Annotated in this window: 15 protein-coding genes; 10 read left to right on the top strand and 5 right to left on the bottom strand. The window is 70.9% G+C overall.

The features are described from left to right. Nucleotides 1–5: 5 nt before the first annotated feature. The 4 genes from ACIQCJ_RS31530 to ACIQCJ_RS31515 all read left to right on the top strand — a co-directional run bounded on the left by ACIQCJ_RS31530 (nucleotide 6) and on the right by ACIQCJ_RS31515 (nucleotide 9817). Nucleotides 6–893 (top strand): carbohydrate ABC transporter permease, encoded by an 888-nt coding sequence (locus tag ACIQCJ_RS31530; protein WP_355335253.1) that lies wholly within the window; start codon nucleotides 6–8, stop codon nucleotides 891–893. Continuing rightward, the gene (locus ACIQCJ_RS31525) at nucleotides 890–2380 is read left to right on the top strand and encodes a sulfatase (RefSeq protein ID WP_402713239.1); all 1491 of its coding nucleotides are present in this window, start codon (nucleotides 890–892) and stop codon (nucleotides 2378–2380) included. Before ACIQCJ_RS31530 ends, ACIQCJ_RS31525 begins: the two co-directional genes overlap by 4 nt. Continuing rightward, complete coding sequence (locus ACIQCJ_RS31520; protein WP_402713238.1) at nucleotides 2377–3744, top strand: sulfatase; 1368 nt, start codon at nucleotides 2377–2379, stop codon at nucleotides 3742–3744. The genes ACIQCJ_RS31525 and ACIQCJ_RS31520 overlap by 4 nt, the downstream gene beginning before the upstream one ends. Nucleotides 3745–4096: 352 nt before the next feature. Next, nucleotides 4097–9817: a family 78 glycoside hydrolase catalytic domain gene (locus ACIQCJ_RS31515; RefSeq protein ID WP_402713237.1), complete on the top strand. Its 5721-nt coding sequence runs from the start codon at nucleotides 4097–4099 to the stop codon at nucleotides 9815–9817. 176 nt (nucleotides 9818–9993) lie between these two features. Here ACIQCJ_RS31515 and htpX read toward each other — a convergent pair whose 3' ends face one another. Both htpX and ACIQCJ_RS31505 read right to left on the bottom strand, forming a co-directional pair. Further along, entirely contained in the window at nucleotides 9994–10896 is a 903-nt protein-coding gene (htpX, locus tag ACIQCJ_RS31510) for a zinc metalloprotease HtpX (protein ID WP_402713412.1), read from the bottom strand. 167 nt (nucleotides 10897–11063) lie between these two features. Further along, a complete protein-coding gene (locus ACIQCJ_RS31505) occupies nucleotides 11064–11462 on the bottom strand; it encodes a helix-turn-helix transcriptional regulator (protein ID WP_402713236.1) in 399 nt (132 codons plus the stop codon). Between the two features lie 130 nt (nucleotides 11463–11592). On the opposite strand from ACIQCJ_RS31505, the gene ACIQCJ_RS31500 reads away from it, so the two are divergent. The 3 genes from ACIQCJ_RS31500 (at nucleotide 11593) to ACIQCJ_RS31490 (ending at nucleotide 14978) form a co-directional block, all read left to right on the top strand. Then, nucleotides 11593–12264: an STAS domain-containing protein gene (locus ACIQCJ_RS31500; protein ID WP_402713235.1), complete on the top strand. Its 672-nt coding sequence runs from the start codon at nucleotides 11593–11595 to the stop codon at nucleotides 12262–12264. Continuing rightward, entirely contained in the window at nucleotides 12164–13309 is a 1146-nt protein-coding gene (locus ACIQCJ_RS31495) for a permease (RefSeq protein ID WP_402713234.1), read from the top strand. The genes ACIQCJ_RS31500 and ACIQCJ_RS31495 overlap by 101 nt, the downstream gene beginning before the upstream one ends. Nucleotides 13310–13448: 139 nt before the next feature. Next, complete coding sequence (locus ACIQCJ_RS31490; RefSeq protein WP_355335236.1) at nucleotides 13449–14978, top strand: GDSL-type esterase/lipase family protein; 1530 nt, start codon at nucleotides 13449–13451, stop codon at nucleotides 14976–14978. On the opposite strand, the gene ACIQCJ_RS31485 is transcribed toward ACIQCJ_RS31490, so the two are convergent. Continuing rightward, on the bottom strand, nucleotides 14931–15755 hold the full coding sequence (locus ACIQCJ_RS31485; RefSeq protein WP_402713233.1) for an AraC family transcriptional regulator: 825 nt from the start codon (nucleotides 15753–15755) through the stop codon (nucleotides 14931–14933). The two genes, ACIQCJ_RS31490 and ACIQCJ_RS31485, sit on opposite strands and share 48 nt — an antisense overlap. A 53-nt stretch (nucleotides 15756–15808) precedes the next feature. Between ACIQCJ_RS31485 and ACIQCJ_RS31480 the strand changes: the two genes are divergently transcribed. Next, a complete protein-coding gene (locus ACIQCJ_RS31480) occupies nucleotides 15809–17053 on the top strand; it encodes an MFS transporter (protein WP_402713232.1) in 1245 nt (414 codons plus the stop codon). 96 nt (nucleotides 17054–17149) lie between these two features. Here the strand turns inward: ACIQCJ_RS31480 and ACIQCJ_RS31475 are convergent, their stop codons facing one another. Next, the gene (locus tag ACIQCJ_RS31475) at nucleotides 17150–18283 is read right to left on the bottom strand and encodes a phosphatase PAP2 family protein (RefSeq protein ID WP_401307729.1); all 1134 of its coding nucleotides are present in this window, start codon (nucleotides 18281–18283) and stop codon (nucleotides 17150–17152) included. Between the two features lie 287 nt (nucleotides 18284–18570). Further along, nucleotides 18571–19221 carry a CatB-related O-acetyltransferase gene (locus ACIQCJ_RS31470; RefSeq protein WP_402713231.1) on the bottom strand — a complete coding sequence of 217 codons (651 nt, stop codon included), beginning with the start codon at nucleotides 19219–19221 and terminating at the stop codon, nucleotides 18571–18573. Nucleotides 19222–19318: 97 nt separating this feature from the next. Here ACIQCJ_RS31470 and ACIQCJ_RS31465 point away from each other — a divergent pair, with 97 nt between their 5' ends. Further along, nucleotides 19319–19975 (top strand): TetR/AcrR family transcriptional regulator, encoded by a 657-nt coding sequence (locus ACIQCJ_RS31465; RefSeq protein ID WP_402713230.1) that lies wholly within the window; start codon nucleotides 19319–19321, stop codon nucleotides 19973–19975. Nucleotides 19976–20128: 153 nt separating this feature from the next. Then, on the top strand, nucleotides 20129–20491 hold the full coding sequence (locus ACIQCJ_RS31460; RefSeq protein ID WP_391048055.1) for a hypothetical protein: 363 nt from the start codon (nucleotides 20129–20131) through the stop codon (nucleotides 20489–20491). Nucleotides 20492–20547 lie beyond the last annotated feature (56 nt).

The following is a 20547-nucleotide window of genomic DNA, read 5'->3' as shown; positions in this document are numbered from 1 at the left end:
ACCCCATGAGTTCCCTCTTGCAGGTCAGACGGCCGGCCGGGCCGCGCGGCCGGACACCGCTCGGCGGACGCAGCCCGCTGCGCACCGCGGGCGTGGCCGTGACCTGGCTGTTCGTCGCCGCCAACGTCGCCGGACTGGTCTGGCTGGTGCTCCAGTCGTTCCGCGACACCCGGTCCATCCTCTCCTCGCCGTGGGGTCTGCCGCACTCGCTGTCCGCGCACAATTTCGTGCACGCCTGGACGGTCAGCGGATTCGGGCGGGCGGCGTTCAACTCGGTGGTGGTCACCGGGATCTCCTCGGTGCTGACCGTCGCCGTCGCCGCGCCCGCCGGGTACTACCTGTCACGGCAGGACACCCGACTGAGCCGCGGACTCACGCTGTTCTTCGTGCTCGGCCTCGGTGTGCCGGTGCAGGTGATCCTCATCCCGCTGTTCGTCATGCTCAACCGCGTCTACCTCACCGACAGCCTGCTCGGCCTCAATCTGGTCTACATCGGCGTCTCGCTGCCCTTCACCGTCTTCCTGCTGACCGGCTTCTTCCGTTCGCTGCCGAAGGAGTTGGAGGAGGCCGCGGCCCTGGACGGGGTCTCCCCGGCCGCCACCTTCTGGCGGATCATGCTGCCCGTCGCCCGCGGCGGCATCGTCACCGCGTTCGTTCTCCAGGTCATCGCGCACTGGAACGAGACGCTGCTCGCCCTGACCCTGCTCCAGTCCACCGACAACTACACGCTGCCGATCGCGCTGATCTCCTTCGTGCAGCAGCAGACGTACAGCGGCGCCGACTGGGGCGGCCTGTTCGCCGGGCTGTGCATCGTCGTCCTGCCCATGCTGGTCGTCTACATCTGGCTGGGACGGCGGCTCACCGAAGGTCTCACCCTGGGGATGGGCAAATGACACCGGGGGAGGACGGTTCCGTACGGCGCCCCAATCTCGTCCTGGTGATCGCCGACCAGTGGCGGGCCGGCTGCCTCGGCTTCCTGGGCGAGGACCCGGTCCGCACCCCGGCCCTCGACGAACTGGCCGAAAAATCCAGGGTGCTGACGCAGGCGGTGAGCAACTACCCGGTGTGCAGCCCCTGTCGGGCGATGCTGATGACCGGACGCTACCCGTACGGCAACGGCGTCCACCTCAACGTCAACTCCGCGACCGCCGAACTCGGCGTGGGGCTGCGGCCGGAAACACGGTGCTGGTCGGACGTCCTCGCCGACGAGGGGTACGCGCTCGGCTACATCGGCAAGTGGCATCTGGAGGCCCCGGTGCCGGCGGACGCGGCGGCCGGGGAAGGCGTCCGCGAGGACGGCCGGGTCTGGGACGCGTACACCGCGCCTGACCGCAGGCACGGCTTCGGCTTCTGGTACTCCCACGGCTGCTGCGACGACCACGCCCGGCCCCATTACTGGACCGGCGACGCGCCCCGCGAGGCCCCGGTCAGGGTCGACCAGTGGTCGGCCGAGCACGAGACCGATGTCGCCCTGTCCTTCCTCGACGGCGCGGCACGCGACTACCACCGCGGCGGCACGCCGTTCGCCCTCGTGCTGTCCTACAACCCGCCGCACCAGCCCTTCGACCAGGTGCCGCAGCGGTACCTGGACGGCTACTCGACACGGTCAGCGCGGGAACTGCTGACCCGGCCGAACGTCGACTGGGACCGTCCGGAGGCCGCCGAGGCCGCACGCGCCGCGCCCTCCTACTACGCCGCGGTCACCGGCGTGGACCACCAGATCGGCCGGGTGCTCGCCGCCCTGGACGAGCACCGGCTGACCGGCGACACATTCGTGGTGTTCACCTCGGACCACGGCATGCAACTGGGCAGCCACGGTCTGATGTACAAGAACGTGCCCTACGAGGAGTCGATGCGCGTGCCGTTCCTGGTCTCCCGGCCCGGCCACGTCCCGCCCGGCCGCGACGACCTGCTGCTGAGTTCACCCGATGTCGCGCCCACCGTTCTGGGCCTGCTCGGCGTGGCGGACGCGATCGTCGAGGGCACGCAGGGGCGCGACCTGTCCGGGGCGCTGCTCGCACCGCCCGGCGACCGGGGCGCCGTACGGCCAGGGGCTGCGCTGTATCTGGGACCCGCGGCCGGGCCCGGCGACCCCGACATCCGCGGCCTGCGCACCCGCACGCACAAGCTGGTGGCCGCGTACGGACCCGAAGGCACGATCACGGTACGGCTGTTCGACCTCGCGGCGGACCCCTATGAGCGCACGGACGTCGTCGCGGACCGGTCCGCCCAGGCGGTCGCCCTCGCGGCGGCGCTGACCGGCGAACTGGACCGCACCGGCGATCCGTGGCCGGGCCGGTCGGCCCTGGCGGCGTGGACGGCGCGAGCGCGGAAGCAGACGGAGGACCCCGGTCAGGCGTCCCGTGGCGCCGCGCGATGAAGGCCCCCGCCGGGGCCGAACGCCCCAACATCCTCGTGCTGCTGACCGACCAGCACGCGGCGCACATGCTCGGCTGCGCAGGCGCCGGTCATGTCGCGACACCGCACGTGGACCGCCTCGCCGCGCAGGGCACCCGTTTCGACCGTGCCTACACCACCTTCCCGCTGTGCGTCCCGGCGCGCGGCAGCCTGCTGACCGGGCGGTACCCGCACGAACTGGGCGTCAACGGCAATGCCCCGGCCTCCTCCGCCCCCGGCAGCGATCCGGGCCGTCGTCCCGACAGCCTCGGCCACCTGCTCAGGGCCGCCGGCTACGACACCCTCTACGCGGGCAAGTGGCACGCGCGGACTGCGAGCGCGACGCCCGAGGACGGCTTCACCGTGCTGCGCCCGTTCGGCGACGCCGGTCTGGCCGACGCCTGCGCGCGCTGGCTCACCTCCCGCGTGCCCGGCGACCGGCCCTTCGCCCTGGTCGCCTCCTTCGACGATCCGCACACCGTCTGCGAGTACGCCAGGGACCAGCCCATGCCGTACGGGGACGTGCCCGCGGTTCCGGTACGCCGAGCCCCGCCGCTCCCGTCGAACTTCGGCCGTCATCCCTACGAACCCGAGGCCATCCGGCACGAACAGGCCGTCCAGGCCGCGGTGTACGGGACCGCCGGCTACACCCCCGACGACTGGCGGCGGTACCGTCACACCTACGCCCGCCTGGTCGAGCGGGCCGACGCGGCACTGGGCACCGTGCTCGACGCGCTGCACTCCACGGGCGCGGCCGACAACACCCTGGTGGTGTTCACCAGCGACCACGGCGACGGCGACGCGGCCCACGCGTGGAACCAGAAGACCGCGCTCTTCGAGGAAGCCGTCAGGGTCCCGCTCGTCATCCGGCCGCCGGGCGGTCGCGGCAGCGGCGGGGTGAGCGACGCGCTGGTCTCCGTCGGTCTGGACCTGCTCCCCACCCTGTGCGCCGCGGCGGGGGTCCCGGCCCCGCCCGGACTGCGCGGCAGGAACCTCCTGGCCGCCCCCGAAGTACCCTGCGGCCACGACCACATCGTGGTCGAGACGCTCTTCGAACGTCCGGACCCGCCCCTGACGCGCGGGCGCTCACTGATCACCGCACGCCACAAATACACGGTCTACAGCTGGGGCCGCTGGCGCGAACAACTCCACGATCTGCGCGCCGATCCGGGCGAGACCCGGAACCTGGCGGTGGAGGAGAGCCACGACGCCCTGCGCGAACGGCTGCGCGCGACGCTGCTCCAATGGTGCCTGGACACCGGGGACACGGACTTCCTCAAACGCCTCGTCCTCCCCGACGGCGTCGCGAGCCGGACCCGCGACCGCGTCTTCGCGATTCCCTACTGAGACCTCGCGCCCCGCTCCGTCGCCCGGCCCTCCGGGAAACGCCTCGCGCCGCTGGTCCAGCTCAATTGTGTGTCGTTTCAATCGGCGATGAACGTGTGTCAGGTGGTGCGGTCGCGCACCTTGGCACGGTCAAGCGCGTGCTGATCTTGTCCAAACTCTTGACATGAGACAGCCGTCACATCATTTTTGGAACGTTTCACCTCGTGGCGAGAGCCGCGAGGGCTTTCTCTTGCCACGAACTTGCCACGAAAGGCCCGTCGACATGACGCCTGCCAGACCAGTTGCCGGACTTCCCGCTCCACCCGCCGCGTCCGGAGGGCGACGCCTGATCGCTCTGCTCGCGGCGCTCGTCATGCTTGCCGTCGCCTTCCTGGCCGCCGACCCGGCGGCCGCCGCGGCGCAGGGGAACGGCCTCACGGTCGGCGCTCTTCAGACGAATGCCCGGACCAACCCGCTCGGCATCGCGGGCGACGCCCCGACGTTCAGTTGGAAGTCGACGTCGAGCGCCCGTGGCGTGGTGCAGACGGCGTACGAGGTCCGGGTCGGCACCAGCGCTGCCGCCGACGACGTGTGGTCCTCGGGGAAGGTCGCGTCGAGCGACCAGCTCGATGTGCGGTACGGCGGGCCGAAGTTGACCTCGCAGACCCGCTACTACTGGCAGGCCAGGGTCTGGGACGGAGACGGCCGGGCCAGCGACTGGAGCGCTCCCGGCTGGTTCGAGACCGGCATCCTCGACGCGGCCGAGTGGACCGGCGACTGGATCGGCAAGTCCGCCGGCGGTGAGATCGACAAGTGGAACGACTACACCACGGACATCGACTTCACCCTCGACAACCTGGCGCTGGGCGTCTACCTGCGCGCGTCGGACACCGGCAACGCGTACATGTGGCAGATCAGCACCGCGGACGGGACCGGAGTCCCGAAGTTCCGGCCGCACAAGAAGGTCAACGGCGGCTTCTCCCTGCTCGGGAACATCCCGATCACGACGCTGACGTCCGCCCAACTGCTCACCGGCACGCACCGCCTGTCGCTCACCGTGGACGGCCCGACGATCACCACGAAGCTCGACGGCGCCCAGATCGACAGCCGGACCGACACCACCTTCGCCAAGGGCTTCATCGGTTTCCGCCAGGACCTCGCCAACGAGGGACCGGAGGCCGCGCACATCCACGCCGTCAAGGTCACCTCGAAGGCCGGTGACGTACTGTTCCGGACCGACTTCTCCGGGACCGAGAACCCGTTCACCGGCGGCGCCCTGACGCCGGACGGGCTGCTCGTGGAGAAGAAGCTCGACGTGATCCTGCGGACCAGCGACAGCAATCTGCCGCTGCTGCGCAAGGAGTTCACCACCGAACCCGGCAAGACGGTCGCGCGGGCCCGGGTGTACGCCTCGGCGCACGGCACCTACGAGCTGGAGCTCAACGGCAAGAAGGTCGGCGACCAGTTCCTGGCCCCCGGCGACACCGACTACCGCAAGCGCGTCCAGTACCAGACCTATGACATCACCGACCAGGTCGGCAACGGCCGGAACGCGATCGGCGCGGAGCTCGGTGACGGCTGGTGGGCCGGCAAGGTCGGCATGTGGGGCCCCGGCATGTTCGGCAACTCCGTCGGCCTGATCGCGCAGGTGCGCATCGACTACACCGACGGAACGCACCAGATCGTCAAGACCGACAGCACGTGGAAGAGCCACTCGGGTCCCTACGCGGCCGCCGACAACATCGACGGCGAGACGTACGACGCGCGGGCCGAACAGCCCGGCTGGGACCGCCCCGACTACGACGACGCGGCGTGGAACCCCGTCACGATCGGCGCCTCCGACACCGCCAAGCTCGTGGCCCAGCCCGATGAGCCCGTGCGCGTGACCGGCGAGCTTCCGGCGCTGACGCGGACCAGTCCCGCCGCCGACACCTACATCTACGACCTCGGCCAGAACATGGTCGGCGTCGCCCGGATGCGCCTCCAGGGTGTCGCGGGACAGACCGTCAAGATCCGCTACGGCGAGGTCCTGAACAAGGACGGGAGCCTCTACACCGCCAATCTCCGCGCGGCGAAGGTCACCGACTACTACACGTTCAGCGCGACCGGCACGGTCGTCTATGAACCGAAGTTCACCCAGCACGGCTACCGCTACCTCGAGATCTCCCACATCAAGAGCGCACCCGCGCTCGGCGACGTCACCGGCGTCGTCTGGGGTTCCGACCTCAAGGCGACCGGAACGCTGACGACCTCCAACGCGATGCTCAACCAGCTCCAGAGCAACATCTCGTGGGGACAGCGCGGCAACTTCCTGTCGATCCCGACCGACACCCCGGCCCGTGACGAGCGCCTGGGCTGGACCGGAGACATCAACGTCTTCGCGCCGACCGCGAGTTATCTGCGCGACACCCGCGCCTTCCTCAACAAGTGGACGACCGACCTGCGGGACTCCGCCTACAGCGACGGCAACTACCCGGGCATCGCGCCGTCGGTGCCGACGATCGACCTCGGCAGCGGCCTCGGCTGGTCCGACTCGGCCGTCACGGTGCCGTACGCGGTGTGGCACGCGCAGGGCGACAACGCCATCGTGCGGGCCAACTACGCCTCGATGACGAAGTTCCTGGGCTTCGTGAAGAAGGGCGCGGGCGACGACCTCATCGACTCGGCGCGCGGCAACTGGAACGACTGGCTCAACCTCGACGACAACACCGGCACGGACGTCCTCGGCACCGCGTACTACGCCGAAGACGCGCGCATGCTCTCGGAGATGGCCAAGGCGATCGGTGAGGACGCCGACGCCGCGACCTACGCCAAGCTGTCCGCCGATGTGCGCGCCGCGTTCACCGCGAAGCTCGTGGCGGCCGACGGCACCGTCCAGGGCGGCAGCCAGACGGCGTACGCCATGGCGCTCGGCATGAACCTCGTGACCGATCCCGCGCTGCGTGCGAAGGTCGCCGAGAAGTTCGTCGCCAAGCTCAAGACCTCCGACTACCACCTCACGACCGGCTTCCTCGGAACGCCGTGGCTGCTCCCCGCGCTCACCAGCATCGGGCGCTCCGACCTGGCCTACACGATGATCCTGAAGAAGGACTACCCGTCGTGGGGCTACGAGATCGAGCACGGCGCCACCACGATGTGGGAGCGCTGGAACTCCATCAACCCCGACGGCAGCTTCGGCGATGTCAGCATGAACTCCTTCAACCACTACGCCTACGGCGCGGTCGGTGACTGGATGTACCAGAACATCGGCGGCATCTCGGCGCTCAAGGCCGGTTACAAGGAGTCGAGGATCGCCCCGGCCGTGGGCGGCGACCTGACCAGCGGTCAGGGCACCTACGAGTCCGTGTACGGCACGATCGGGTCGAGCTGGAAGAAGACCGACCAGGGAATGTCCCTGGACATCACGGTCCCGGTCAACACGACCTCGCGCGTCAGCGTCCCGGCCCGCAACATCGAGGCCGTGACCGAGGGCGGCACGCCGATCACGAAGGCCGAGGGCGTCAGCGACGTCTCGGTGGCCGACGGCGTCGTCACGTTCACCGTCGGCTCGGGTACGTACGCGATCCACTCCGACGCCAAGCGAGCCCTGTTCGGCGACATCGTCACCGAGATCCACAAGACCGACGCGCACGCCGGTGACCTGGCGGCGGCGGGCGACCTCGGCGCGGACGACCGCGCCCGTGTCGGTGCCGCGCTCGACACCGCGAGCGGCAAGGTCGAGGACGCCGTCGCGGCGGACGTCGCGGGCGACTCCGGTCAGGCGTCGCAGCGTCTGAGCGAGGGCGTCGCGCCGATCCGTACCCTCAGGACCTGGCTGGCCGGCTCGTCGGTCGACGGACCGGTCAAGAACGACCTGACGGCGCGCCTGGACGCGATCGAGGCGCTGTTCGGTAAGGCGGTCGCCGCGAATCTCGGAATCTCGGTGGTCGTCCCGCCCGTCGCCGAGCCCGGCGGCCCCGGCGCGAACATCCCCGGAACGGTCGAGATCGCGAACGCCGGTACGGCCGCGATCCGCGACCTGAAGGCCGTCGTGACGGTCGACGACTGGAATGTCGACCCGACCGCTTCGGCCAAGGACACGCTGGGAGCGGGCGACCGCGTCCAACTGCCGTTCACGGTCCGCGTGCCGAAGCACCAGAAGCCCGGCACGTACAACGCGTCGGTCAAGCTGACCTTCACCAGCCAGTACGGCACCTTCACCCTGAACGACTCGACGCCGTGGGTCTCGGTGACGTCGGGCGTCGAGATCACCACCGTGACGTCGGCCGGTCCGGTCGACGGCTCGGACGAGAAGGCGACCCTGACGGCGACGGTCAGGAACAACGGCGGCTCGGCGGTGTCGGGCCAGCTCACGGCGGCCGTGCCGGACGGGTGGAAGACCCCGCCCGCCTCCGACCGGGTCACGATCGAGCCCGGGGCGACCAAGACCGTCGTCCTGCCGCTGTTCCCCGGACTGGAGACCGTCGCGGGTGACCAGGCCGCCGAGGTCCACTTCGTCGACCAGGGTGTGACGCTCGCCGACAAGGCCGCGAAGATCACGGTCAACCTCCCGGCGCCGCCGACCCAGGAAGTCCTCGACTACATCGACTTCGGCAACGCGGCCTCGGAGAAGGCCCACGCGATCATGGCCGCACCGGCCAGCGGGACGAACACCGAAGCCGGTTTCGACCGACGCTACGCGAACTCGGCCAACCCGGGCTCGTGGTACTCGGCCGTGGCGCACGTGACGCCGGGCAAGCCGTTCATGCTCCGCAACCGGGAGACGTTCGACGGCGCCAGGACGAAGAAGTACAACATCTACGTCAACGACACCCTGGTGAAGACGTACACGCTCAAGCGCACCGAGACCGGTATGGGCACGAAGACCTACCAGACGGTCATCGACACCCCCGCCGCGCTCGCCAACGACGGCACCGTACGCATCAAGTACGAGTTCCCGCTCGACGCCTCGGGCTACTTCGACCCGTCGATCGCCGACAGCTGGGTGCTGCCGGTGCCCGCCGACAGCCTGGCTCCGCTGGCCTCCGCGACGGTGACCAGTGCCGCCGCGCCCGGCGACAACGGCTGGTACCGGGGCGACGCCTCGGTGGCCGTCACCGCCGTCGACAACCGGGACGCCGCTCCCACGGTCGAGGTCGGCGGGTCCGCCGGCTGGCAGGCGTACGTCGCTCCCGTCCTGGTCAGCGGGGACGGCAAGCACGCGGTCTCCTACCGGGCGAAGGACGCGGCCGGCAACTCCACCGGTCAGCGGACGGCGTCGGTGTGGATCGACGGGACCGCTCCCGTCACCAAGGTCGCGGTGACCCGCAAGTCCGGGACGGCGGAGGCGGACCGGGCCACGGTCGGCCTCACCGCCCAGGACGCGCTCAGCGGCGTCGCGTCGACGACCTACCGGATCGACGGGAGCGCCTGGAAGGTGCTGGCCGGGGAGACCCCCTCGGTCAAGGGATTCGGCCGGCACACGGTCGACTTCTTCTCCACCGATGTGGCCGGCAACCCTGAGCCGGTGCACTCGGTGGTGGTCGACCTGGCGGACGTGGACACCATCAAGGCCCTGGTCGCGCCCCAGATCGGCGGGACGCCGAAGTACGGTTCGGCGCTGACCGCGACCACCGGTTCGTGGAACACCACGGGCCTGTCCTTCCGCTACCAGTGGCGGCGCGACGGCCGGCTGATCGGCGGCGCGACCGCGTCGGCCTACCGGCCGGTCAAGGCCGACATCGGGCACCGGCTGTCGGTGACGGTGACCGCGTCCAAGTCGGGCAAGGCATCCGCGTCGTCGACCTCGCCGCAGACCGCCAAGGTCACCGCGGCGAAGTCGCGGGTCGCAGTCGGGCTCTCCGCGACATCGCTGAAGAAGAACCAGTCGGTGACGCTCAAGGTCACGGTCTCGTCCACGGCGGGCACGCCCGGCGGGAACGTACTGGTCTACGAGAACGGGCGCCGGGTCAAGACCCTCAAACTCACGGCCCGAGGCACCGCCTCGGCTTCGCTGAAGATGAGCACCCGGGGCCTGCGCACTCTGAAGGTGGTCTACGTCGGCAACTCGTCGATCGAGGGCTCCTCCACCCAGACGCACATCCGCGTGCGCTGACCCGCCGTCGGCCACCGGCCGACCAACCCCCATGAAGACCGCCCCGCGCCCACGGCCGCCACCTCAGCTCTGGCACCGGCCGTCGGCGCGGGGCACTCTTGTGCGCCGGTCCGACCCCAGGCCAGGCGTCCGGGCGCCCGCTCATCCCGACGACCTCGACGGGCGGCGCCGACCGCTCAGGCGCGCAGGCCCATCTCGGTGGAGAGCTTCGCCAGGGCGTCCAGGCGGCGTTCCAGGCTGGGGTGGGTGGAGAAGACCGAGGCGAGGGCCGAGCCCTCCTTCAGGGCCGGGGTGAAGAAGAAGGCGTTGAAGGCCCGGACGGTGCGCAGGTCCTCGGTGGGGATACGGGCGATGGTGCCGCTCACCTTGACCAGCGCGGACGCCAGTTCGGAGGGGCGTCCGGTCAGTTCGGCCGCGCTGCGGTCGGCCGCCAGTTCGCGGTACCGGGACAGCGCCCGGATCAGCAGGAAGCTCAGCCCGTACACGACCACGGACACCGCCATGATCATCGCGAGCAGCGCCGCGGTGTTCTGGTCGCGGCGGCCCCGCCCGAACAGTTCCGAGTAGAAGACGAAGCGCACCAGCAGCCCCGCGAGCACGCCCAGGAAGGAGGCGATGGTAATCACCGCGACGTCCCGGTGGGCGACGTGGGACAGCTCGTGGGCGAGCACGCCGTCCAGCTCGCCCGGTTCCAGGCGCCGCAGCAGACCGGTCGTCACGCAGATCACGGCGTGGTCGGCGTTGCGGCCGGTGGCGAAGGCGTTCGGCAGGTCCATCTCGGAGACGGCCACCAGCGGCTTCGGCATGTCGGCCAGGGCGCACAGCCGGTCGACCGCGCCGTGCAGTTCGGGCTGCTCCTGCGGGGTGACCTCATGGGCCCGCATCGCGAACAGCGCGATCCGGTCCGAGAACCAGTACTGCGCCGCCAGCACGCCGGCCGCGATGACCACCACGACCACCACGGACTTCAGCAGCGCGACCAGCACGGCGATGAAGGCCACGAACACCAGGCCCAGCAGGAACATCACCGTCACCATGCGGATCGTGAGCCGCCAGTCGGGCGCGAACCGGGAGCGCACCACCGCTCACCACCTCATCTCAAGCGGGCCGGACCCGGCCCGCCGACCCGCCGTGTGCGGCGGTCGGCCGCCGTGGTCCACTACCTCCCAGTATGCTCCGCGAGGTCGCCCGCGAGACGGTGCCGGGCAGCCGGGCCCCGGCCCCGAGGGGTGCCCGTCGGCGCAGGTCAGCGCGCTCCGGACTCGAACCCGGACTCGGACCCGGACCCGGCTGCGGCTGCGGGCTCGGGCTTGGCTGCGGGCTCGGGCTCGGGCTCGGAACCGTTCCGGTGGACGGTGAGGATCGACAGCAGGTCCGCGACGGTCGGGCCCATGTCGGCGGGGTGGCGCAACACCGTGCCGGCCGGGATCTCGTAGAGGTTGGAGCGTCCGACCCGGGTGTGCGTGAGATACCCCTCGCTCTCCAGGTCGGCGATGATCTTCTGTACGGCGCGCTCGGTGAGCAGGCAGCGCGCCGCTATGTCCCGCACCCGGCTCCCGGGGTCGCGGGCGATGACGGCCAGGACACGTGCGTGATTGGTCAGGAACGTCCATCCGGTGGCGGGGCGCGGCTCAGAATCGTCCATCGCCCTATCGTAGGATCTCCGATTCACGATCCGCAAAGCATGAACACAGATTCACGTTTTGCTTGACGCCTCTGCTGCCCGCCCACAAACTTGGTGTGGCCACCGGATCGGGAAGGCGAGGGCCCTCGACATGTCCGAATGGGATCGCGGACTCTCCGCGCACGACGACGACGCAGGCGCGGCGGTCCACACCTCCCGGATGATCACCCATCCGACCGACGCCCTGGCCGTACGGGTGAGCCAGCGCGCCGGCCACACGGTCGTCACGGTCAGCGGCGAGATCGACTTCACCGGCGCGGACACCTTCGCCCGCGTCCTCATCGACCATCTGCTGTGCGAGAGCGACAGCCTGAGCCTGGAACTGAGCGGCGTCGCCTTCTTCGACTGCGGCGGGCTCAACGCGCTGCTCCGGGCCCGGCGCGTGGCCGAGTGCACCGGAGCGGTACTCCGGCTGACCGCCGTCAGCCCGGCCGTCCAGCGGGTGCTGGGCCTGACCGGCGCCGACGGGCTCTTCGACTACGCCGAGGGCGACGGGCCGCCGCCCCCGGATCCGGGCCGCCCGCCGGAAGCGATCCGTTCCGCCGACGAAAGGCCGCTCCGTATGACGCGGGCGGAGACGTCATTGCCCGGATGGCAGGCCCCCACCCACGAGGATGGGGGCCATGCACCCACTCCTGCACGCGTTGTCCATCACCGGGTCGATGACGTGGGAGATCACGTGGGCGCTGATCCTGGGATTCGCGTTGTCCGCGGTGGTCCAGGCGATCGTGCGCAAGTCCACGGTCGTACGACTGCTCGGTGACGACCGGCCGCGTACGCTCCTGCGGGCCTCGGCTCTCGGGGCTGCGTCCTCGTCGTGTTCGTACGCGGCCGTCGCGCTGGCACGCTCGCTCTTCCGCAAGGGCGCGGACTTCACCGCGGCCATGGCCTTCGAGATCGCCTCCACGAATCTGGTGGTCGAGCTCGGCGTGATCCTCGCCCTCTTGATGGGCTGGCAGTTCACCGCCGCCGAATTCACCGGCGGCCCGGTCATGATCCTGGTACTCGCGGTCGTCTTCCGGCTCACCCTGCGCGAGCCGCTGGTGCGGCAGGCCCGTGAGCAGGCCGGGCGCGGGCTGGCGGGTTCGATGGAGGGGCACGCGGCGATGGACATGTCCGTGCGGCGGCAGGGCTCCTTCGCCCGGCGGCTGCTGTCCGGCGAGGGCCTCACCTCCGTGGCGCACGTCTTCGTCATGGAATGGGCGGCGATCGCGCGCGACCTGGCGATCGGTCTGTTCGTCGCGGGGGCCGTCGCGGCCTGGGTACCCGACGCCTTCTGGGGCGCGTTCTTCTTCGACGGCCACCCGCTGGCGTCCAAGCTGTGGGGCCCGCTGATCGGTCCCGTGGTGGCGTTGCTGTCCTTCGTCTGCTCGATCGGGAACGTGCCGCTGGCGGTGGTGCTGTGGAAGGGCGGCATCAGCTTCGGCGGGGTCGTGGCCTTCCTCTTCGCCGACCTGCTGATCCTGCCCGTCCTGAACATCTACCGCCGGTACTACGGCGCCCGCATGGCGCTGTACCTGCTCGGCGCCTTCTACGCGGCCATGGTCGTCGCCGGATACGCCGTCGAGTTCGTCTTCGGCGGGCTCGGCCTGATTCCCGATCAGGCCGACGCGAGGATTCCCACCGCCGGGATCTCCTGGGACTACACGACCTGGCTCAACATCGTCTTCCTCCTGGTCGGCGCCGCACTGGTGATCCGCTTCTGGCGGACCGGCGGAATCCCCATGCTCCGCATGATGGGAGGGGCGCCCGAGGGCCCGGACGGTCAGGGCGGCGTCCGGGGGCACGACGGCGGACCGGCCCGCTGACGCCGAATCGGCCCGCTGACGGCGGAACGGATCACCCTCCGCAGACCCACCGACGCGACATCCCGCGCGGTGGACGTCGTATCGTCCATATAACGGATGATGTGCGATCAGTGGCCGGCGCCGCCGGAGAGCGAGGGACATGCCGAAAGCAGAACTGCCGATCCTCCAAGAACGCCGGGACGACGAGGCGGTGGCCCGCCCCCGGCGCGGCAGCGCGAAAGGCCGCTGGCTCCGGCGCGGCCGGAACAGCCTCCTGGCCGTCGTCGCGCTGCTCGCGGTCTGCGTCGCGTCCATCTGGCTGGCGGTACGTCTCACCCCGATGCAGTCCGTCACCGCGGCGGGCCAGACCGTCGAAGTGGGCGCCGTCGCGCCCGACCTCAGCCTGTCAGGACCCGGCGAACTCGACCTGTTCGGAGAAGCGCTGGCGACCGAGCCGCACTTCCAGGGACCGATCCGGCCGCGCCTGAAGCTCGCGGACATCAGCATCAACTCGCAGGTCAACCAGATCGTCCGGTCCGACGACCACGACACACTCCAGCTGACCCTCAGCCGGCAACTGGCCGCCGGGTGGATCCGCTACTGCGTCTGGGAGCTCCTCATCGCGGCCGGTTGCGCGGCCGTCGTCGCGGTGGCCGTGGCCGGAATCCGGCGCGCCCCGCGCCGTACCACGCTGACGATGGTCGGTGTGTGCGTCCTGACCGTGAGCGCCGTCAACGCGCTCGGCGTGTACCTCATGGCGTCCGGCACTCCTCAGGCGCTCCGGCAGGTGCGTACGCTCGACGACCTGGTGGGGCGCGCGCCGACGGAGCCGGTCGCCCCGGCCAAGGGACCGCAGCTGACCGGCGTGCACGCCGTGGTGCTGGGCGACTCCACCGCCGCGGGAATCGGCAACCAGCCGGTCAAGGACCCCAGCGCGCTGGACAAGACCTGCGGGCGCAGTTCCGACGCGTTCGCCGCCGTTCTCGGCCGGGTCAACGACTGGAACGTGCTGAACCTCGCCTGCCAGGGCGCGACCGTGACCGACGGCCTCCTCGGCGTACAGCTCCGCGGCGACCAGGCCGTACCGCCGCAGCTCGCGGTGGCGCAGCGCGCGTCGAGCGCGTCGGTGATCATCGTCAGCGTCGGGGCCAACGACATGAACTGGGCCGTGCTGACGGGCCTGTGTGCCAAAGCGCCCGTCTGCGACGACAAGGCGTCCACGGCGTACTTCAAGGAGCAGCTCTCGACGTTCTCGCAGAACTACCTCGATCTGCTCCAGCAGCTCTCCGACCTCCCTCACCACCCCGACGTGCTCATCAACCAGTACTACGAGCCCTTCGGCCCCGACATCAGGTGCCTCGAAAAGGACGGCCTCACCGAGGCCAAGGTGAAGGTCCTCAAATCCCGCCTGGCCAACCTCAACGCCGTGCTTCAGCAGGGCGCGGACGCCTTCCACTTCGCCACCGCCCAGCCGGACTTCGAAGGCCACCGGCTGTGCAGCGAGCAGCCCTTCGTCCAGAACGCCGCCGACCAGGCTCCGCTGCACCCCACCGCCGCCGGTGAACTGGCCATCGCCCTCGCCGACCAGCAGGCACTCGCCGAGCTCCGCAACACACCGAGCGACGCGCCCACGGACGGCACGTCACCCGGTACCACGGACAGTTCCTCGCCCTCGGCTCCGGTGCGGTGAGGCGATCGGCCGCCGGGCGTCGGGATCGTGGCGGTAGCGGGCGGGGGTCGCTCCGAGGGCGGCGGTGAAGGCCTCGATGAAGCTGGTCGGGTTGGCCCATCCGCAGGCCGCCGCGGTGTGGGTGACCGTGTGTCCGGCGGCGAGGAGGGTGAGGGCGTGGTGGAGGCGCAGTTGGGTACGCCACTGCCGGAAGCTCATGCCGAGCTCGTCGTGGAAGAGCCGGGTCAGGGTCCGTTGGCCGGCGCCGACCCGCGTGCCGAGTTCGGTCAAGGTGGCGTTGTCGGCGGGGTCGTCGTGCAGGAGGCGGCTGAGCGCGCGGAGCCGGTCGTCACGTGGCTCGGGCAGGTGCAACGGTTCCTCGGAGGCGGGCACGAGTTCGTCGATGACGACGGCGCGCAGCCGGTCGCGGGCCGTCGGTGACCGGGGCGTGTCGGTGTCGTCGGTCAGGGCGAGTAGGACCTCGCGGACCAGGGCCGAGACGGCGAACACCGCGGGGCGGTCCGGGAGGCGGACGGCGAGGGCGGCCGGGAGGAAGATGACCCGCATGTCGGTGAACCCGTAGGCCCGGTGATGGTGCTCGAAGCCGCCGGGCGTCCAGGCCAGCCGGGTCGCGGGTGCGATCCAGGTGCCTTCCCTGGTCGTGACCGACAGCACACCGGTGGCGGGGTACACGAGATGGCCCTGCCCGTGGCGGTGCGACGGGACACGGTCGCCGTGCAGGAGCGGCAGGCTGCCCATCTCCAGCGCGTTGTCGACGATGTGGCTACTTTCCGGCATCACCTGGCACTATACCGGTGGTAGGTCGGGCGGGGAATGACGATCTTGGACTCATGACCGTTTCCACCACCGGGCAACCCGTCGCCTCACTACGACCGGTGCCCTCTCCGCGCCATCACCATTTCGGCTTCTGGGCCGCGACCTGGGTCTTCCTGGCGGTGCTCGCCTTCTCCACCGCGCCGAGCCCGCTCTACGTGCTCTACGCCGACCGGGATCACTTCTCGTCGCTGATGGTGACGATCGTGTTCGCCGCCTACGCGGTGGGCGTGGTCGCGAGCCTGTCCCTCGCCAGTCACCTCTCCGACGTCCACGGCCGCCGCGTCCACCTGCTCGCCGCCGTGTGCCTGTCGAGCGTCAGCGCGGTGGTGTTCATCTTCTGGCCCGGCCTGGCCGGGCTGTTCGTCGCGCGCGTCCTGACCGGGGTGGCCGTGGGTCTCACCGTCTCCACCGCCACCGCCTACCTCAACGAATTGCACACGGGACACCGCCCCGGGACCGAGACCGTCCGGCGACCCCAACTGGCCGCCGCGGGCGCCAACTTCGGCGGGCTCGGCCTCGGCGGACTGTGCGCGGGCCTGCTGGCCCAGTACGCGCCGCACCCGCTCGTCCTGCCCTACCTGGTGCTGCTCGCCGCTCTGGTCGTCGGGGCGATCGCCCTGATCGCGTCACCCGAGACCCGCCACCGGCCGCGCCCCCTGCCGCCGTACCGCCCCCAGCGGGTCTCGGTCCCGATCCATGCCAGGCCCCGGTACTTCGGGCTGCTGGTCGAGGTGTTCGTGGCCTACGCCGGAGTCGCCATCTTCCTGGGCCTGGCCGGGACGTTCCTGGCCACGGTGATCGGCGACACGTCACTGGCGATGGCGGGGCTGGCGATCTTCATCGCGTGCGCCGTCGGCATCGTGGCCCTGGTCGCCACCGGCACGTGGCCGGTCAGGCGACTGCTCGTCGTCGGCCTCCCGATCGACCTCGCCGGCCTGGCGATGGTCGTCGTGGCGGCCTGGCTGCCCACTCCCAGCCTCGGTCTGTTCCTGGCCGGCGGCGGCGTGATCGGCGCCGGGGCCGCGATCCTGTACAAGGGGACCCTCGGCAGCGTCGTCGCCCTCTCGCCTCCCGACAAGCTCGGCGAGAGCCTTTCCGGGTTCTTCCTCGCCGGCTACGTCGGGCTCTCGCTACCGGCGGTGGCGGGCGGCATCGTGCTCCAGTACCTCACCCCTCGGACCACGCTGCTCGTCCTCGGCGCGGCGGCCGGGGCCGGGGTCCTCGCCTCTTCCTGGCTGGTCCTGCGCAAGCGTGCGTAGGCGTGCGCAGGACCGGGGTTCGGCTGTTCTGCCCCGCGGGGAGCCGCACCGCGCCGCACCGCTGGGGAAGCGGGTCAGCGGCGCGGCGCGCGGGGCTCAGTCGAAGTGGCGGACTTCCGTGCGCGGTTCGGTCCGCGCCTCCGCCGGTGCTTCCACCGGCGGTTCGCTGAGCGCTTCGGCCCGGGCTTTCGTCGCCTTGTGGCGGCGGATCCAGAGGAGTCCCGCGCCTCCGGCGCCCAGGACGAGGGCGGCCCAGGCGACGGTCCACACGGCGGCGCGGGCCGTGGGGTGGGCCGTCAGGAGGGCGATGGTGATTCCCGCGACGTAGACGAGGGCGCCCAGCACGTAAAGGCGCTGGCCCCATCGGCGGGTGCCGCGGTCGGGCTCGGCGGCGGGAGTGAAGGGGGCGGGGGAGAGCGGGGAAGGGCTCGTGTGGTCGGCAGGCTGCGTCATACGGGGGCGTCTACCCGGTGCGGGGAGCGCGACTCCGCGCGGGCGCGGGGTGGCCGAGGGGATGATCAGGATCGCCAGACCCAGCAGAGCGCAGCCCACGGCGCAGTCGAGCCAGTAGTGGTTGGCCGTGCTGACCACCACCAGGAGAGTGATCAGGGGGTGGAGCAACCACAGCCAGCGCGCCCTGGAGCGGTGGGCGGCGATCATGCCGACCGCGATGGCCAGGGCCCAGCCGACGTGCAGGGACGGCATCGCGGCGAACTGGTTGGACATGGAGTGGTTCTGCGGGGTGCCGTGGTAGACGGCGGGACCGTAGCGGGCCGCGGTGTCGACCATGCCCGAGCCGGTGAGCATCCGGGGCGGGGCGAGCGGGTAGAGCAGGTGGCCCACGAGCGCCAGCGCGGTCTGGACGACGATCGCGCGGCGGATCCACACGTAATGCGTCGGGCGGCGCAGGAACATGTAGCCGAGGAAGAGCGCCATCGCCGGGAAGTGCACCGTCGCGTAGAAGTAGTTCGCGGCGTGGATCACCGTTTCCCAGTGCATGGCGGCGCGTTGGACGAGCCGTTCGCTCGGCAGGTGCAGGGCGCGCTCCAGGCCCCACACCGAGTGCGCGTGGGGAAACGCGTCGTCCGTATGGCCGTTGGCGATTTTGCGGCCGTATTTGTAGCCCGCGTACACCGCCGCCAGCAGGGCCGCCTCGGGCAGCGCGCGGGCGAGTCGGCCGGGCCCTGGTCGGTTGACGGTCGCGATCGGCAGAGCGACGTTCCCGAACACGTTCTCCCCTGTCTCCCGGTGGCGACGTCGTACGTGACGCGTACGAGTTCGTCTGCCCTCGGTCGGCGGGTTCAGTGGCACCGGGTGAGGCCGCGGCGCGGCTACGTATCGCGGCCGGGCCGCCGCCGGGCCGCCGCGCCGGTGATCTACCAGATCGATGACCTCGACGGGTACGGGGAGTACCTGATGGCGCCCTCGCACGCCCTCGCACGCCCTCACCGACCGGATCGGCCTGCCGCTGCTGGACGGTCGGCCGGATCGTCGTCGTAGGCGACCTGTGTGCGGTGTCAGGGCTGGTCGGTCGGCGCGGCGGCCTCCAGGTCGGCGACGGTCCCCGACATGATTGTCCGTACCTGCCCGGTGATGTGCCGCACCGGCCAGTCCCACCACGCCACGGCGAGGAGCCGGGCGATGTCGGCGGCGTCGTAGCGGGTGCGGATGAGCCGGGCGGGGTTGCCGCCGACGATGCCGTAGTCGGGGACGTCGCGGGTGACCAGGGAGCCCGCGGCGAGGATCGCGCCGTGACCGATGCGTACGCCGGGCATCACCGTGGCGCCGTGCCCGAACCACACGTCGTTGCCGACGACCGTGTCGCCCCGGCCGGGCAGGTCGGTGATCAGGTCGAAGTGCTCCGCCCAGGAGCCTCCCATGGTGGGGAACGGGAAGGTGGAAGGGCCGTCCATACGGTGGTTGGCGCCGTTCATGAGGAACCGGGTGCCCGTCCCCAGCGCGCAGTACTTGCCGATGACGAGCCGCTCGGGACCGTAGTGGTAGAGAACGTTGCGCGTCTCGAACGCGGTCGGGTCGTCCGGATCGTCGTAGTAGGAGAAGTCGCCGACCTCGATCAGCGGCGACTTCACCAACGGCTTGAGCAGCACCACGCGGGGGTGCTCGGGCATCGGGTGGAGCACGGTGGGGTCGGCGGGAACGGGCGGCATCGTGGAGGCGGTTCCTCTCCGGCGGTTAGAGCGACAAGCGTCGCGTTAAGATGCTGGCACGGCCCTGCCGCCTGGATCAACCGGATAATGACTGCCGATGACAGACCCGCTGAACACGACATCGGACCGCCGTCCCGGCGGTCGCACCGCCCGCGTCCGCGCCCAGGTTCTCGACGCGGTGCGAGCCGAACTGGCCGAGAGCGGCCACGAAGGACTCACGATCGAGGGCGTCGCGACGCGGGCCGGAGTGCACCGCGCCACGGTCTACCGGCGGTGGCGCGATGTCGGCGGCCTGCTCGTCGACGTCATCGGCGCCGCCGGCGAGATCGACTGGATACCGCCGGACACCGGCTCGCTGCTCGGCGATCTGACCGCCCTCAACCAGGAGATCCAGGAGTCCCTGGTCGTACAGCCGTCGTTCGCCGTCGCCCTGATGGCCGCCTCGTTCCACTCCGAACAGGCCGCGCTGGCCCAGCGGCAACTGTGGGCCGACCGGTACGCCCAGTGCGAGATCCTCGTCGAGCGCGCCGTCGAGCGCGGCGAACTCCCCACCCCGCAGACAGACGCGCGGAGCCTGCTGATCGCCGCCACGGCGCCCGTCTACCACGAGCTGGTACTCCTGCGCGCCGACCCGGACCCCCGACTCCCCGAACGCGCCGCGCACACCGCGGCCCTGGCCGCCGCCGCAGGGGCCTTCTCCACCCGCCGAGCCCCGACCGCGCCACCCCACCCGCCCCCCGCCGCCACGCCATGAACCGCGCGGGACCGGCGGCGGGGCCCCTTCCGTCCGGCCTTCCGGCCGACGCGCGCAGGAAGTTGCCATCGGGGGCGTCTGGAACCGGGCGGGTGGGCCTTCCCACAATGTCGGTGACGGCCGACGCGCGTTCGGCCGCAGCAGGGGGAAGCCATGAAGCACATGCAGCGCGCCACCGCCCTCGCGGTGGCCGTGGGATCCGCCGCCGTCCTCGCCCTGGCCGCCGTACCGTCGGCCGATGCCGCGACCGCCGTCAACTGTTCGGGCGGTTCGGTGAGGGCCGCGGGCAACCCCAACAACATCACCTCGCCGCTGACGACCACGACCACAGCCTGCCCCGGCTGGGCGGACTCCGGTCCCACGTACGTCTTCCACCTGGCCAAATTCGTGGAGGAGGTGCTCATTTCCGGGCGCTGGGTGCCCTTCAACGCCTCCAACGTCATCGCGACCTGCTCGCTGGCAGCGGTGTCCGGCACCACGATCACCGCGGGCGGCTGCGCCTACGCCGCCGGCTGACGCAGCGTCATGTCCGGTGCGCGCGGGGCGCGGAAGGGTCCGACGCGGCGGAACCG

The sequence above is a fragment of the Streptomyces sp. NPDC093221 genome (genome assembly GCF_044753885.1).
In the GTDB taxonomy this organism is placed as follows: Bacteria; Actinomycetota; Actinomycetes; order Streptomycetales; family Streptomycetaceae; genus Actinacidiphila.
The sequence above is the reverse complement of the archived record's forward strand: the minus strand, read 5'-3'. Positions and strand labels throughout refer to the sequence as shown.

Coding starts and splice junctions, on each gene's coding strand:
- ACIQCJ_RS31490 (WP_355335236.1), top strand. CDS start 13,449: ATGCCGAAAGCAGAACTGCCGATCCTCCAAGAACGCCGGGACGACGAG.
- ACIQCJ_RS31525 (WP_402713239.1), top strand. CDS start 890: ATGACACCGGGGGAGGACGGTTCCGTACGGCGCCCCAATCTCGTCCTG.
- ACIQCJ_RS31480 (WP_402713232.1), top strand. CDS start 15,809: ATGACCGTTTCCACCACCGGGCAACCCGTCGCCTCACTACGACCGGTG.
- ACIQCJ_RS31460 (WP_391048055.1), top strand. CDS start 20,129: ATGAAGCACATGCAGCGCGCCACCGCCCTCGCGGTGGCCGTGGGATCC.
- ACIQCJ_RS31520 (WP_402713238.1), top strand. CDS start 2,377: ATGAAGGCCCCCGCCGGGGCCGAACGCCCCAACATCCTCGTGCTGCTG.
- ACIQCJ_RS31465 (WP_402713230.1), top strand. CDS start 19,319: ATGACAGACCCGCTGAACACGACATCGGACCGCCGTCCCGGCGGTCGC.
- ACIQCJ_RS31500 (WP_402713235.1), top strand. CDS start 11,593: ATGTCCGAATGGGATCGCGGACTCTCCGCGCACGACGACGACGCAGGC.
- ACIQCJ_RS31470 (WP_402713231.1), bottom strand. CDS start 19,221: ATGCCGCCCGTTCCCGCCGACCCCACCGTGCTCCACCCGATGCCCGAG.
- ACIQCJ_RS31515 (WP_402713237.1), top strand. CDS start 4,097: ATGCTTGCCGTCGCCTTCCTGGCCGCCGACCCGGCGGCCGCCGCGGCG.
- ACIQCJ_RS31530 (WP_355335253.1), top strand. CDS start 6: ATGAGTTCCCTCTTGCAGGTCAGACGGCCGGCCGGGCCGCGCGGCCGG.
- ACIQCJ_RS31505 (WP_402713236.1), bottom strand. CDS start 11,462: ATGGACGATTCTGAGCCGCGCCCCGCCACCGGATGGACGTTCCTGACC.
- ACIQCJ_RS31485 (WP_402713233.1), bottom strand. CDS start 15,755: ATGCCGGAAAGTAGCCACATCGTCGACAACGCGCTGGAGATGGGCAGC.
- ACIQCJ_RS31495 (WP_402713234.1), top strand. CDS start 12,164: ATGACGTGGGAGATCACGTGGGCGCTGATCCTGGGATTCGCGTTGTCC.